Here is a 14,774-nt window from a genome sequence, read left to right as displayed (position 1 = left end):
CATCACCCCCACCCCCCGAAGGAGATACCCGATGACCACGAGAAGACGGCTTGTGGCGGCTGCCGCCGGGGCCCTCGCCACGGCGACCCTGCTCGCCGCCTGCGGGCAGGACGCGTCCGGTGGAGCCGACGACGGCGCCACCGGCACGGTCACCTACTTCACCTTCTCGGCCGCCCCCGACCATCTGAAGGATCTCGACGCGATCAAGGCCGAGTTCGAGAAGCAGAACCCCGGCATCACCGTCCAGGTGCAGACCGCCGCGTACGACGACTACTTCACGAAGCTGCAGACGGCGATCGCCGGCGGCACGGCGCCGGACACGTTCGAACTCAACTACGAGAACTTCGTGACGTACGCCCGCGCGGGCGCGCTGCTGCCGCTCGACGAGCGGGCCAAGGCCGACAAGGACTACGACGCGAACCGGCTCTACCCGAAGGCGCTTGAGGCGTTCCAGTTCAAGGGCAAGCTCTACGCGGTGCCGTCGACGTTCTCCGACGTGGTGCTGTTCTACAACAAGAAGCTCTTTGACGCGGCCGGCGTCGCCTACCCGACGCCGGACTGGACCTGGGTCGACGAGCGGGCCGCGGCACAGAAGCTGACCGACAAGAGCAAGGGAATCTACGGCGACTACCAGCCGGTCACCTTCCACGAGTTCTACAAGGCGCTCGCCCAGAACGGCGGATCCTTCGTGTCGGAGGACGGCAAGAAGGCGACGTTCAACGACGCCAAGGGCCTGGAGGCGGCCCAGTGGCTGCTCAGCAAGCCCGGTACGGTGCAGCCGACGGTCGCTGAGATCGGCGGCAAGGCCGACTACGACACCGCGTTGTTCAAGTCGGGCAAGCTCGCCATGTGGCACAACGGGATCTGGCAGATCTCCGGGCTCGCCGGCACCGCCGGCCTGGACTTCGACATCGTCACCGAGCCGGGTAACGCCCGGAAGGCCAACGCGGTGTTCATGAACGCCACCGCGGTGTCCGCCAAGACGAAGAAGGGCACCGCCGCCTGGAAGTGGGCGAGGTTCCTCGGCTCCTCGCAGAAGGCGGTGGAGACCCGGCTCGCGTCCAACTGGGAGCTGCCCGCGGTCAACGACCAGGCCGCGTTCGACAGCTACCTCACCAAGACTCCGCCGGCCAACCGTAAGGCCGTTTTCGACGCGCTCGAGAACATCGCGCTGCCGCCGGTCCTCGACGCTCAGCAGGCGAAGATGCAGGACACGGTCACCAAGGCGCTGGAGAAGGCCGCCTCCGGGCAGGCCACCCCGCAGCAGGCCCTCGACGAGGCGGCAGCCGCCGTCAGCGCCCTCATCAAGTAGGTGACCGTAAACGGGGGTGCGGCCGTTCCGCGCTCGGCCGCACCCCCGCACGTACCATACCGACGTTTCCTCAAGGAGCCTCCCGTGCCGACCGCCGCACGGTCCGACCTGCGTACCCTGGTCGAGTCCAGCCTCACCCTCATCGAAGCCCACCAGCATCCATCCGGCGCGTACCCGGCCAGCCCCGACTACCCCGTCTACCGGTACAGCTGGCTGCGGGACGGCGCGTTCATCGCCGACGCGATGAGCCGCGCCGGCCGGGCCGACAGCGCCGACCGGTTCCTGCGCTGGTGCGCCACCGTGATCGACGCCCGGGCCGACCGGATCGCCGACCTGGTCGCCCGGGCCACCGGCGGCGAGCAGATCCCCGCCGACGAGATGCTGCCGACCCGCTACACCCTCGACGGCGGTGACGGCGACGAGCCCTGGTGGAACTTCCAACTCGACGGCTACGGCACCTGGCTGTGGGTCCTGGCGACGCACGCGACGCGGCACGCCCGCCCACTCGCCGCGTACCGACCGGCGATCGAGTCCACGGTGGACTACCTGGTCGCGTTCGGGGACCGTCCCTGCTACGACTGGTGGGAGGAGCACGCCACACACCGCCACGTCGCCACCGTCGGCGCGGTACTGGCCGGCCTGCGGGCCGCAGCCGAGGCTCGTGACGAGCACGGCGACCCGGTGCTCGACGCCGCCCGCGCCCGCGCCGCCGCCGACCGCGTCACGGCGCTCGAGGCGCTCGTCACCAGCGAAGGAGTCGCGGACGGGCACCTCACCAAGTGGCTCGGCGGCACCGCCGTCGACGGCAGCCTGCTGGCCTGCCTCACCCCCTTCGAGGTGGTCGACCCGCGCGGTCCGGTCGCCGAGCACACCTATGACCAGGTACGCCAGCAGCTGCTGCGCGGCGGCGTCTACCGCTACCTCGGTGACACCTTCTACGGCGGCGGGGAATGGCTGATCCTCACCGCCTGGCTGGGCTGGCACGAGGCACGCACCGGCCGTACGGAGGAGGCAATGCGCCGGCTGGACTGGATCGCCGCGCAGGCCACCATCGAGGGGCACCTGCCCGAGCAGGTCAGCGGCAACACCCAACGACCCGAGTACATCGCCGAGTGGACCGACCGCTGGGGCCCCGTCGCCACGCCCCTGCTGTGGTCGCACGCCATGTTCGTCACGCTCGCCCTGGAGGTCGGACTGTGACCGCTCCACCGATCAGCCACCGTCCGGCGGGCACCGGCCACCCCTACCGCCACGACCTCGACCAGCGCGTCCCGCTGCACCCGCTGCGGGGCGAGGAGTACGAGATCCGGGTACTCGCCGCCCCGGAGGTGACCGCCGTCGACGTCGAGTTCGGCGACGGCAACCGGGTGAGCGCCGACCGGGTCGACCCCGCCACCGTGACCCTCGACTTCGGCGCACCGGCCGCGCCCGCCGCCGGCTCCGTCGGCCACCTGGCGGCGGCGGCCACCGCGGCCCCGGACACCGGCGGCCGCACGGCCTGGATCGCCCGGGTGACGGCCGACGCCGACGACACGTACACCGTCGTCGGCCACACCGGCGCGGGCGGCGACGTCCGGACCGGCCCGTTCCCGGTACGGCCGCTGGCCTGGCGGCGCGACGGCGGACGCCTCGAACTGCGCGACCCCGACGCCGTGGACGCCCTCGACCCCGACAGCGTCGAATGGCTGGCCGGCAGCGACGGGCCCCACCGCGTGCGCTTCGCGCTGCGGCTCGCGGCGGCCGAGCACGTCGTCGGCTTCGGCGAGCGCTACCACGCGCTCGACCAGCGCGGCCAGGTGCTCGACGCGACTGTCTTCGAGCAGTACAAGCGGCAAGGTCACCGCACCTACCTGCCGATGCCGTTCGCCGTGGTCACCGGCGGGGACACCGGCTGGGGCTTCCACGTGGTGACCAGCCGGCGGACCTGGTACGACGTCGGCGCCAGCCAGCCGGACCGCATCATCGTCGAGGCCGAGATCGACCCCGCGGACCCCGCGCTGCCACTACGGTTCTACACGGGAGAGCCGGCGGTGGTGGTCCGGCAGTTCCTCGGCGAGACCGGGCAGCCCACCGTGCCGCCGTCCTGGGTGTTCCGGCCGTGGATGAGCGGTAACGAGTGGAACACCCAGGCCCGAGTGCTGGCCGAGGTACGCCGCAGCCTCGCCGAGGACATTCCCGTCGGCGCGATCGTCATCGAGGCATGGAGCGACGAGGCGACCTTCGTCGCCTTCCGCGACGCCCGCTACCGCGTGCACCCGGACGGCGCACCGCACCGCCTCGCGGACTTCGAGTTCCCGTCCGACGGCGCCTGGCCCGACCCGAAGGCGATGATCGACGAGCTGCACGAGGCCGGGGTGAAGGTGCTGCTGTGGCAGATCCCGCTGATCCCGACCGATCGGGGTGACGACGGTCAGATCGCCGCCGACCTGGCAACCCTGGCGGAGCGTGGGTACGCCGTCCGCGACGCCGACGGCTCGCCGCACCGCAACCGCGGCTGGTGGTTCCCCGGCGCGCTGCTGCCCGACTGGACCAACCCGCAGGCGCGGCAGTGGTGGCTGGACAAGCGTCGCTACCTGGTCGAGGATCTCGGCGTCGACGGCTTCAAAACCGACGGCGGCGAGCACCCCTGGGGGCATGACCTGCGATATTTCGACGGGTCGCGGGGCGACGAGGCGAACAACCTGTTCCCGGTGCGCTATGCGGCCGCCTACCACGAGCTGATGCGTTCGGCTGGGGTCGACGGGGTGACCTTCAGCCGGGCCGGCTTCACCGGGTCGGCCGCGGCACCGGCGCACTGGGCGGGTGACGAGGACTCCACCTGGGAGGCCTATCGGGCGTCGATCACCGCCGGGCTGACCGCCGGTGTCGGTGGCATCTACTTCTGGGGTTGGGACCTGGCCGGCTTCTCCGGCGAGGTTCCCGACGCCGAGCTCTACCTGCGCTCGGCCGCGGCCGCGTGTTTCGCCCCGCTGATGCAGTACCACTCGGAGTTCAACCACCACCGCGAGCCGTCGGTGGACCGCACGCCGTGGAACATCGCCGAGCGGACCGGCGAGCCGCGCGTGCTGGAGGTGTTCCGACGCTTCGCCCGGCTGCGCGAGGACCTCGTGCCGTATCTGGTGGAGCAGGCGGAACGGTCGGTACGGACCGGCAAGCCGCTGATGCGGCCACTGTTCTTCGATCACCCCGGCGACGAGCGGGTGTGGAACTGGCCGCAGCAGTGGCAGCTCGGCGACGATCTGCTGGTGTCACCGGTCACCGAGCCGGGCGTGACGACCTGGCCGGTGTGGCTGCCAACGGGGGAGTGGGAGGACTTCTTCACCGGCGAGCGGCACGTGGGCCCGGTCGAGGTGCACCGGAGCGTGCCGATCGACGAGATCCCCGTCTACCGGCGCCTGCCGGGGTGACCTGAACCGCCGGTCGCTGGCGTGGCGGGCCCCCGGGCGCGGCCCGCCCCCCCGGGGGTGGGGGGGGGGGGGGCGCGGGGGCCCCCGGGGGGGCCCCCGGGGGGGGCCCCCCCGCCCCCCCCCCCCCCCCCGGGGGCGGGGGGGGGCGCCCCCCCCCGCGGGGGGGGGGGGCGCCCCCCCGCGGCGCGCGCCCCCCACGCCGGTGTGTCGCGGCGGGCTGGCAGCGGGCGCCCGGCGAGGGCGGCCCCGCTTCGCGGACCGCCCTCGCCGGACCGATCGGATGGCTGTCAGTGGCAGTTGTTGGTGCCCCGGTCGGCGTAGCTCTTACCGGCCTCCGGCACGAACTCCCAGTCGTAGCTGTTGGTGTGCAGGGTGAACTTCAGCACCCCGTACGTGTCGCTGTTGCGTGCCTCGCTGTTCGGCTGAATGGTGCCGAAGCCGTAGTGGCCGGCGCCGCCCATGCCGGCGACGAACGCCCGGATGCCGCGGGCGTTGTCCAAGCCGCTGCTGGGGTTCTGCGGGGCGAACCGCTCGTACTGGTGGTTGTGACCCCACACCACGACGTCGGCGTTGTGGTCGTACAGCGCCTGATAGAGCGGCCGGGTCGAGGTGGACGGGCCGTGGTTGGCGCCCGAGGTGAACAGCGGGTGGTGCCAGTACGCGAGGGTGCACGGCTTCGTGCTGGCCGTCAGGTCCGCCCGCAGCCATTGCTCCTGTGCGGAGCCGGCGGACATGCTGACGTTGGAGTTCAGCGACACCACGTGCCAGTTGCCCACGTCGTAGGAGTAGTAGCCCCGCCCGGACGGGCCGGCGTTGGCGTCGAAGTAGCCGTAGTAGCCGGTGGCGCCAGCGGTGTTGTAGTCGTGGTTGCCCGGCGAGGGACGGGTGCGGGCCTTGTGCCGGCCCCAGGTCGGCTCGTAGTAGGTGTTGAACTCGGCTGCCGTGCCGTTGGTGTAGACGTTGTCGCCGGTGGTGAAGACGGTTCCGGAGATGTTGTCCAGCAGGGCGGCGGTGGCCGTGTCTCCCGAGCCGGAATCCGCGATGTCGCCCGCGCCCACCAGCACCGGGTCGCTGCTCGACGTGCCGGTGGTCACGACCAACTGGGGTGCCGTGGTGCCGGACTCGCGGGAGTCGTAGTCGGCGCCGTCGCTGTTCGACGAGGTCACGCCGATGCTGATGGTGCCGTTGCCGGTGACCAGCCGGGTCACGTCCACCTCGTACCACGTGTTCCGGGCGACGCTGCCGAGGGAACCGAGGGTCACCCCGTCGATGGCGGGCTGGTTGTTCCAGGTGACCCCGGTCTCCGACCAGGTGGTGTTGGTCATCGCCTTGAAGGTGCCGCCGCTGGGGCTCTCGGCACCTGCCACGTCGTCGGTGTGGATGCGGAGCCGGGCGCTGCTCGCCGGCGCGGTCAGGCCGTTGACCGAGAAGCGCAGGAACATCCGCTTGATCGGCGAGTTGTCGATGCCGAGCTGCGACCTCGTGCCGTAGTTGGTCGAGGTGGCGCTGTTGTCCACATAGGTGTCGGCGACGGAGGTGAAGGTGGTGGTGGCGGCCATTGCCGGGCCGGCCACGGGCACCACCGCCCCGGTGGTGACTGTGGTCAGCGCGGCCATCGTTGCGACGGCCGTGGCAAGCCGGATTCGGCGGGTACCCATGGTGATCCCTTCTCCCCGGGGCGGCTGTCCCGGGACCAGTGATCGACGAATGTAAGGATCCGCCGAAACGGTAGGGGCACGGCCGGGTGAACGGTGAGCATGCCGGGGGTTAGCTCTTCCGTCGGGGCGCCGGACCTGCCGCCGGCGTTTGCCGGATGCGTTGTTGGGGAGGGACGGCTCCGGCTCCGTGCCAAGTGGTCATCGCCCACTTGTTCGATTGAAGGAAACTTCCGCTCGATCTCTTGCGCGTGTCAGTGCTTGCCGCCGACAGTCTGGATCACCACCAGCCTTCGACATCCGTCGATGCGCTCTCCCGGTGGGCAGCTGAGGAGGAAGCATGGCACCCGTCGCCCCCCGCCACAGAAGCCGCCTCGTCACACTCGCGGTCGCCGTCCTGGCCGGCCTGGCGCCGGCCGTGCTGTGGGCGTTGCCCGCGCAGGCGGCCGCGCCGCTCTACACCGCCCTCGGCGACTCGTACGCCTCCGGCGTCGGCACCCGCTCGTACTACTCCGACGGCACCAGTTGCTCCCGCTCGCCGTACGCGTACCCGGTCCTCGACGCGAATCAGATCGGCGCCAGCCTCACGTTCGCCGCCTGCTCCGGCGCGAAGGTCGCCGACGTGTCCAACAACCAGCTCGGCAGCCTCAGCTCGTCGACCAGCTACGTCACGCTGACCGTCGGCGGCAACGACGCCGGGTTCTCCTCCGTCATCACACAGTGCGCCAAGCCTTGGCCGTACACCTGCTGGGGTGACATCGACAACGCCAACAACTACATTCGGAACACCCTGCCGGGCACCCTGGACGCGCTCTACACAAAGATCCGCTCAAAGGCACCGTCCGCCCGCGTGGTGATCGTCGGGTATCCGCGCCTGTTCAACGAGACCGACTGCCAGTCGCTGTCCCGGATCAGCCCGGGGGAGCAGGCGGCGCTGAACGACACCGCCGATCTGCTGAACCAGACGATCAAGGCCCGGGCGGTCGCGCACTCGTTCCCGTTCGTGGACCCCCGAGCCGCCTTCACCGGGCACGCCGTGTGCGACGCCGTCGAGTGGATCAACGGCCTGTCGAACCCGATCTCGGAGTCGTACCACCCGAACCGCACCGGCCAGTCGGGCGGATACGCCCCGCTGGTCAAGAGCGCCATGGTCGGCACCACGACGGCGGCCGCCGGCAAGGCGTAGTCACCGCCGGCGGTGCCGGCCGGTGCACGCGGTGCCAAGGGCAGCGCGGCGCCTCAGGTTCGCCTAGGGTGGTCGGGCGGGATCGGTGATCACTTTTCGGTCCCGCGCCGGCCATCTGCCGGTGGCCGCCGACGGTTCACGTTGGACGGGAGTAGAGGCGTGGCGAGCAGGTTGAATCGTAGGACCGCGCTGGGCGTCGGCACCGTGGCCACCGCCGGAGCGGTACTCGGGCTGGCGAGCCCGGCCGCGGGGGCGTCGCGCGGTGCGTCCACTTCGCACGGCGGAGAAGGCGGATCCCCGGTGAACCAGGTGGCGGCGGCCTACCAGCGGGAGCGGACCCGGGCCGGCGGAAACTGGTACTCCTACCTCAGTGTCGCCGGTGCCGGCGGCGCGCCCCGGGTCGCGGTGCAGGAGAACGCCGACACGGTGGTCGAGGCCTACAGCGTCAACAAGGTCGCGGTGGCCGTGGCGGTGCTGGACAAGGTCGATCGGGGCCTGCTCACCCTGGACCAGCGGGTGGAGGTCACGGCGGCGATCGTGGTGCCGGGCGGTGACGGCATCTTCGGCCTCGACACGGGATATCCCAGCTCGGTGACCCTGGGTCATGCGCTCGCCGCGCTGCTGACGGTCTCGGACGACACCGCTGTGCGGCTCTGTGGGCTGGTCTGCCCGGCCGCCGAGCTCAACCAGATCCTGGTCGCCAAGGGGTTCCCCCACACGCAGGTTCAACCGGTCGCCAACCCGAACCGGTTCTTCCTCGGCACCAGCACCGCTCGTGAGACGCACGATCTGCTGCAGGCGCTGGTCGCGGGCACGCTGCTCTCGCCCGCCTCGACCACCTTCCTGATCAACCTGCTGCGTTCCCCGATCGCCTTCACCGACGGGATCCGGCGCACCATGTCCTCGGCGGAGCGGGCCCGGGTGGCCACGAAGGCGGGCTGGTTCGCCGACGCCCGCCACGAGGCGGGGATCGTCTTCGACGCGGCCGGCGCCCCAGTGCTGACCTACGTGCTGTTCGCCGACGGGCAGGCGGATTCCGACAACTTCGGCGCCACCCATCCGGCGGTGCAGGCCCGGGCAGCGATGGGCCCGAAGTTCCTGACGGCGGTCGGTGGGGTGACCAATCCGGCCGCACCCGCCCGCCGACCGCGTACCTACCGGCCGACCAACGGCGGCTGACCCGGCCAGGCTCGGCGCAGCCGCACGGCCCGGTAAGGGCTCGCCCGGTGTGGATCAGGCCAGCTCGCGGTCGAGCACGGTGGGGGAGAGGACATGTTGGACGACCATCGCGGCGGCGCCGACCACGCCCGCGTTCGCGCCGGCCTGTGAGGTGACGATGCGCAGGCGCTCGGTGGCCAGCGGCAGCGAACGGCGGTAGATCGACTCCCGGACGCCCGCCAGCAGCATCTCGCCGGCCTGCGCGACCGCCCCGCCGATCACGATCAGCGACGGGTTGAACAGGCTGACGCCGGCGGCCAGCACCTCGCCGATGTCCCGGCCGGCCTGCCGTACGGCTTGGCCGGCGATCGGGCTGCCGGCCTGCACGAGGGCTACGACGTCGGCGTTGTTCGTCGCGTCGAGCCCGGCGGCGCGGAGCTTCGCGGCGATGGCGGGGCCGCTGGCCACGGCCTCCAGGCACCCGCTGTTGCCGCAGCGGCATTGCACGTCGCCTGCGTGTGGGGCCAGGATGTGTCCGAGGTCGCCGGCCGCGCCGACGTCGCCGCGGTGCAGTTGGCCGTTGCTGATGAGGCCGGAGCCGATGCCGGTCGCGACCTTGACGAAGACCATGTGCGCCTCGTCCGGAAAGCAGCGGACGTGCTCCCCGAGCGCCATCAGGTTGACCTCGTTGTCCACCAGGACCGGCACGGCGAAGTCGACTGCGATCCGCGCGGGCACGTCGTATCCGTTCCAGCCGGGCATGATCGGCGGGTGGGTCGGCTTGCCGGTCGAGTGCTCGACCGGGCCGGGCAGCCCGATGCCGACGCCGGCGATGGGGGCGGCGGGGTCGTGGTTGGCGCACAGCCGTCGCCAGGTGTCGATGAGCAGGCTGAGCACCGCGTCGGGCCCGTCGGCGATGTCCAGGGTGAGCCTCTCGACGGCCAGCGGCTCACCGGTCAGGTCGGCGATGGCGGCGGTGGCGTGGGTGGCCCCGACGTCGGCTGCCAGCACCGCCCGGCCGCGAGCGTTGAACACGAACCTGCTGGCGGGCCGACCGCCGGTGACGGCGTCGCTGCCCCAGTCGGTCACCAGTCCGGCATCCGTGAGCGCGTCGAGGCGCAGGCGCACGGTCGACCGGGCCAGTCCGGTTTCGGTGGCCAGCTCGGCTCGGGTGCGTGCCTGCCCGTCGCGCAGCAGCTGAAGCAACTCGCCGGACGATGTCGGGGCGGCGCTGTGCCCATTGTTCATCCCCCAATTAAACCGAAGCGGCCGCGTTACGTCGGCCGGCGCGAGGGTTCGAGATGTTGATCATCTGAACGCGGTCGATGTAGATACATCTTTTGATTGACGATCGTCATAAGTGGACGTTACCGTCGTCACATGTCTGTGACCGATGTCATTACGGCGTCTGGTGGTGGCCTCGAGTCCGACCAGCAGACGCTACGCGTGGCGGTGGTCGGCGCGGGGTTCATGGGCCAGGTGCACGCGGAGGCGGCCCGGCGCGCCGGAGCGACCGTCGTGGCCGCGATGGCGTCGCGCCCCGAGGGCGCCGCCGCTGCGGCTCGCGCCGTCGGCGCGGACGAGGGCTACCCGAACCTGGCGGCCCTGCTCGACGGCGCCGAGATCGACGTGCTGCACGTGTGCACTCCCAACGCGTCGCACGCCGCCGTGGCCGCCGCCGCGCTCGCCGCCGGCGTGCACGTCATCTGCGAAAAGCCCCTCGCCACGGGCAGCGCCGAGGCCACGGCGCTGATGGCGGCGGCCGGCGATCGAGTAGCCACGGTGCCGTTCGTCTACCGCTTCCACCCGATGGTGCGCGAGTTGCGTGCCCGGCTGGCCGCCGGCGAGGCGGGCGTCGTCGCCAGCGTGACCGGCGGCTACCTCCAGGACTGGCTGTCCCGCCCGTCCGACGACGACTGGCGGGTCGACGCCGCGCTCGGCGGGCCGTCGCGAGCCTTCGCCGACATCGGCTCGCACTGGTGCGACCTGTTCGAGTTCGTCACCGGTGACCGGATCGCCCGGCTGTCCGCGCGCACCGCGGTCGTGCACGAGCGCGCCCGCAGGGCCGGGGAGCCCACCGAGGACCTGGCCACCGTGCACTTCACCACGACCGCCGGCATGGTTGGCACGCTGGTGGTGTCGCAGGTCGCCGCGGGCCGCAAGAACCGGCTGCACCTGGAGCTTTCCGGCACCGAGGCGAGCTTCGGCTTCGACCAGGAGGACCCCGAGCGGCTGTGGGTCGGCCGGCGCGAGGGCGGCCAGACGCTGCTGCGCGACCCTGGCACGCTGCACCCCTCCGCCGCGCGCTACGTCCGGCTGCCCGCCGGGCACGCGCAGGGCTACCAGGACTGCTTCGACGCGTTCGTCGCCGACACCTACCGAGCGGTGCGTGGCGCGGACGTCCCGGACGGGCTGCCCACGTTCGCGGACGGCCTGCGCGCCGTCCGAATCACCGAAACGGTGCTGGCCTCCGCGGCGGCGGACGGCGCATGGACAGAGGTGCCGGCATGACACCCGGCCCAACGACGAGCGTGCGCCTGACCGGGATCACCAAGTCCTTCCTCGGCGTGCAGGTGCTGCGCGGGGTGGACCTGGAGCTGCGGGGCGGCGAGGTGCACGCCGTGATGGGCGAGAACGGCGCGGGCAAGTCCACGCTGCTCAAGGTGCTGGCCGGGGTGCACCGGCCGGACGGCGGCACCATCGAGGTCGACGGCGCCGAGATGTCGTTCGCCGGTCCCACCGACGCGCAGCGGGCCGGCATCGCCATCATCCACCAGGAATTCACCCTACTGCCGCACCGCAGCGTCGCCGAGAACGTCTACCTCGGCCGCGAGCCGGTGCGACGGATGCAGGTCGACCGCCGGCGCATGATGGCCGACACCCGCGAGCTGCTGGACTGGCTCGGCGAGGACGGGATCGATCCGGCCGACACCGTGTCGTCACTGTCGGTCGCCCAACGACAGGTCGTGGAGATCGTCAAGGCGCTGTCGACCGACGCGCGGGTGCTGGGCATGGACGAGCCGACCGCCGCGCTCGCCGATCACGAGGTCGAGCTGCTCTACGACCTGGTGCGCCGGCTGCGCGAGCGGGGCATCGCGATCCTCTACGTCTCGCACCGGATGCGCGAGGTGTTCGACCTCTCCGACCGGATCACCGTGCTCAAGGACGGCCAGTTCGTGACCTGCGCCCCGACCAGCGACCTGACCTCGGAGGACCTGGTCCGCCACATGGTGGGCCGTGACCTGGGCGAGTACTACCCGGACCGGGCGGCCCCCGACGACCTCGGGGCGGTCCGCCTCGCGCTGCGCGGCGCCGGCAACGACCGCCTCCGCGACCTGAACCTCGAGGTACGCGCCGGGGAGATTGTCGGGCTGGCCGGCCTGCAAGGGTCTGGCCGCTCGGCGGTCGCGCGCGCCGTGTTCGGCGTCGAGCCGTTCACCCGCGGCTCGTTGGAGGTCGACGGAGCGACCCAGCGGGTGACCCGGCCCCGCACCGCCGTACGCCTCGGGATCGCGCTGGTCACCGAGGACCGCAAGGGGGACGGGCTAGCGCTTGGACAGTCCGTGCGGGACAACACACTGCTGGTGCGCCGCGCCGCGCTGCGCGGCGGGCGCTCCCGCGAGAAGTCGGATGTGGCGCAGCTGCTCGACCTGGTGACCGTGGTCGCCCGCGGGGAGCACCAGGAGGTGCGCTTCCTATCCGGCGGCAACCAGCAGAAGGTCGTGCTCGCCAAGTGGCTGGCGGTCGAACCAAGGGTGCTGGTGGTCGACGAGCCGACGCGCGGCATCGACGTCGGCGCGAAGCGGGCCGTGCACGAGCTGCTGCGCGACCTCGCGAGGCGCGGGGTGGCGGTGCTGATGATCTCCTCGGAGCTTCCCGAGCTGATCGGGATGAGCGACCGGATCCTCGTCATGCACGACGGTGCGCTGGCCGGTGAGCTGCCCGCCGGCGCGAGTGAGGGGGCTGTGATGGCGCTGGCCACCGGACACGGGATCGGTGAGGCGGCGTGAGCATTCTTCAGGAGAACACGGTTCCGGTCGAGCAGAAGGCCATGCGGCCGGCGATGCGCCGGCGACTCACCCCGACCGTCATCGTCTACCTCGCTCTCGTCGCACTGCTGGTCGTCGGCAGCGTGCTCGTCGGGCTGCGCGGCGAGGTCCTGCTCGACCAGGGCGGCATCCTCAACATCCTCACCCGGGCCACCGCACTCGGCCTGGTGGCGATAGGACAGACGATGGTGATCCTCACCGGATCCCTCGACCTGTCCGTCGCCTACCTGGTCGGCCTCACCTCACTGATCGCCGCGGAGACGATGGCCGGGCGGGACGGCATGCTCGTGCCCGGCGTGCTGCTGGCGCTCGCCGTCGCCGCCGGCGTCGGCCTGGTCAACGGGCTGGTCATCACCATCCTCAAGGCCAACGCGTTCATCGCCACGCTCGGTGTGGCGCTGATCCTGCGAGGCTATCTCGAGGACAACTACACCGGCCCGGCCGGCGACGTGCCGCGCGGCTTCCAGCACCTCGGCTACGACCGGATCGGCCCGATACCGGTCGCGGCCCTGCTCATGCTGGCCGCCGCCGCACTGGCCTGGTGGTACCTGTCGCGGACCCGCCCCGGCTACCACATGTACGCCGTCGGCGGTGACATCGAGGTGGCCCGGCTGTCCGGGGTGCCCACCCGCCGGGTCATCGTCACCGCGCACGTGCTGTGCTCGGTCGCCGCCGGTCTCACCGGGATCTACCTCGCCAGCCGGCTCGGGTCGGGGGCACCGTACGTCGGCACCGACGCCGGGTACGACCTGGAGTCGATCGCCGCCGTCGTGCTCGGCGGGACGCTGCTCGCCGGAGGCCGGGGCGGCGTCGTCGGCACCATCGGCGGCGTCCTCATCCTCGCCACCCTGGACACCATCTTCGACGACCTCGAGGTCGACCCGTTCTTCAAGGACGTGGTGCGCGGCGTCGTCCTCGTGACCGCGGTCGCGCTCTACGCCCGCCGCATGATCGCCAACCGTTCCCGCGGGAGGTTGACATGACCTGGCGTCCCCGCCTTGCCGAGGGCACCGCGCCGGTGCTCGTCGTCCTGCTCCTGCTGCTGGTCGGGCTCGCGATCGCCGGCCCGGCCTACGCCGAGCCGTCCGGCTACCTGGCACTGCTCAAGCGGGCCGCGCCGCTGATGATCCTCGCGATCGGGCAGTACTTCGTCATCGTCTCCGGCGGGTTCGACCTGTCGGTCGGCGCGCTGGTGACCGCCGGGGTCGTCATCGCCGCCCGTCTGATCAACGGCAGCGAGTCCGCGACCGCGCGGGTGATCCTGCTCGTGCTCGGCTTCGGGCTGCTGGTCGGCCTGGTCAACGGGCTGGTCACGACGAAGCTCCTGGTGCCGTCGTTCATCGTCACGCTCGGCATGCTGCTCGTGCTCAACGGCGCCATCTTCCTGTGGACCGGCGGCGCCCCACGCGGCGCCCTGTCCACCGGGTTCCGGACGTTCGGGCGCGGCGCCGTGGAGGTCCCCGTGCTCGGCGAGGTCCCCTGGTCGGTGCTCATCCTGCTGGCGATCCTGGTGGCCGCGGCGCTGTTCATGCGCGGCGGCACCGGCCGGGCGCTGGTCGCGGTCGGCGACAACGAGGCCGCCGTGCGGCTGTCCGGCGGCCAGGTCGACCGGCTCCGCTTGCTCGCGTTCGTCCTGTCCGGGCTGCTCGCGGCGGTCGCCGCGATCCTGCTGGGCGGGTTCGCCGGCGTATCGGCGCAGGTCGGCAACGGCCTGGAGTTCCGGGCGATCACCGCCGTCGTGCTGGGCGGCGTGCTGCTCGGCGGCGGACGCGGGTCCGTGGTCGCGGCCGCCGCCGGCGCCCTCTCGCTGGAATCCCTGTTCACCCTGCTGAACCTGCTCGGCGTCAGCGGCGCCCTCGAGTCGGCCGTACAGGGCGTGATCATCATCGCCGCCGTCGCCTACGCCTCCCTCGGCAGCGGCGTGCGGCAGCGGCTGCAGTGGCGGCCAAAACAGCGGAACAGCGCGGCCCCCGCGCAACCCGCCTCCTCCTGAAATACCCAAGGTTA

11 protein-coding genes are annotated in these 14,774 nt (G+C 71.8%); 9 read left to right on the top strand and 2 right to left on the bottom strand.

The features are described from left to right. Positions 1-31 precede the first annotated feature (31 nt). The 3 genes from ACFYM6_RS15395 to ACFYM6_RS15385 all read left to right on the top strand — a co-directional run bounded on the left by ACFYM6_RS15395 (position 32) and on the right by ACFYM6_RS15385 (position 4,719). Positions 32-1,312, top strand: a complete 1,281-nt coding sequence (locus tag ACFYM6_RS15395; RefSeq protein ID WP_387275821.1) for an ABC transporter substrate-binding protein — start codon at positions 32-34, stop codon at positions 1,310-1,312. Positions 1,313-1,396: 84 nt separating this feature from the next. Then, entirely contained in the window at positions 1,397-2,512 is a 1,116-nt protein-coding gene (locus ACFYM6_RS15390; protein ID WP_387275819.1) for a glycoside hydrolase family 15 protein, read from the top strand. Then, positions 2,509-4,719 carry a TIM-barrel domain-containing protein gene (locus tag ACFYM6_RS15385; protein WP_387275817.1) on the top strand — a complete coding sequence of 737 codons (2,211 nt, stop codon included), beginning with the start codon at positions 2,509-2,511 and terminating at the stop codon, positions 4,717-4,719. The genes ACFYM6_RS15390 and ACFYM6_RS15385 overlap by 4 nt, the downstream gene beginning before the upstream one ends. 287 nt (positions 4,720-5,006) lie before the next feature. Here ACFYM6_RS15385 and ACFYM6_RS15380 read toward each other — a convergent pair whose 3' ends face one another. After that, positions 5,007-6,377 (bottom strand): DNRLRE domain-containing protein, encoded by a 1,371-nt coding sequence (locus ACFYM6_RS15380; protein WP_387275815.1) that lies wholly within the window; start codon positions 6,375-6,377, stop codon positions 5,007-5,009. A gap of 337 nt (positions 6,378-6,714) precedes the next feature. Here ACFYM6_RS15380 and ACFYM6_RS15375 point away from each other — a divergent pair, with 337 nt between their 5' ends. Both ACFYM6_RS15375 and ACFYM6_RS15370 read left to right on the top strand, forming a co-directional pair. Continuing rightward, positions 6,715-7,560, top strand: a complete 846-nt coding sequence (locus tag ACFYM6_RS15375) for an SGNH/GDSL hydrolase family protein (RefSeq protein ID WP_387275813.1) — start codon at positions 6,715-6,717, stop codon at positions 7,558-7,560. A 300-nt stretch (positions 7,561-7,860) separates the two neighbouring features. After that, positions 7,861-8,739, top strand: coding sequence for a serine hydrolase (locus tag ACFYM6_RS15370; protein WP_387275811.1), 879 nt, complete (start codon positions 7,861-7,863; stop codon positions 8,737-8,739). A 54-nt stretch (positions 8,740-8,793) separates the two neighbouring features. On the opposite strand, the gene ACFYM6_RS15365 is transcribed toward ACFYM6_RS15370, so the two are convergent. Then, on the bottom strand, positions 8,794-9,966 hold the full coding sequence (locus ACFYM6_RS15365; protein ID WP_387275809.1) for an ROK family protein: 1,173 nt from the start codon (positions 9,964-9,966) through the stop codon (positions 8,794-8,796). A gap of 132 nt (positions 9,967-10,098) precedes the next feature. Here ACFYM6_RS15365 and ACFYM6_RS15360 point away from each other — a divergent pair, with 132 nt between their 5' ends. The 4 genes from ACFYM6_RS15360 to ACFYM6_RS15345 are packed head-to-tail and all read left to right on the top strand — an operon-like array spanning position 10,099 to position 14,760. Then, positions 10,099-11,229 (top strand): Gfo/Idh/MocA family protein, encoded by a 1,131-nt coding sequence (locus tag ACFYM6_RS15360; protein ID WP_387275807.1) that lies wholly within the window; start codon positions 10,099-10,101, stop codon positions 11,227-11,229. Then, the gene (locus ACFYM6_RS15355; RefSeq protein WP_387275805.1) at positions 11,226-12,728 is read left to right on the top strand and encodes a sugar ABC transporter ATP-binding protein; all 1,503 of its coding nucleotides are present in this window, start codon (positions 11,226-11,228) and stop codon (positions 12,726-12,728) included. The genes ACFYM6_RS15360 and ACFYM6_RS15355 overlap by 4 nt, the downstream gene beginning before the upstream one ends. Next, positions 12,725-13,750 carry an ABC transporter permease gene (locus ACFYM6_RS15350; protein ID WP_387275803.1) on the top strand — a complete coding sequence of 342 codons (1,026 nt, stop codon included), beginning with the start codon at positions 12,725-12,727 and terminating at the stop codon, positions 13,748-13,750. Before ACFYM6_RS15355 ends, ACFYM6_RS15350 begins: the two co-directional genes overlap by 4 nt. After that, positions 13,747-14,760 (top strand): ABC transporter permease, encoded by a 1,014-nt coding sequence (locus tag ACFYM6_RS15345; RefSeq protein WP_387275801.1) that lies wholly within the window; start codon positions 13,747-13,749, stop codon positions 14,758-14,760. Before ACFYM6_RS15350 ends, ACFYM6_RS15345 begins: the two co-directional genes overlap by 4 nt. The last annotated feature ends 14 nt before the right edge of the window (positions 14,761-14,774 follow it).

It is taken from the genome of Micromonospora sp. NPDC006431, from assembly GCF_042870725.1.
In the GTDB taxonomy this organism is placed as follows: domain Bacteria; phylum Actinomycetota; class Actinomycetes; order Mycobacteriales; family Micromonosporaceae; genus Micromonospora.
Note: the sequence above shows the minus strand (reverse complement) of the source record. Positions and strands in the feature narration are given on the sequence as shown.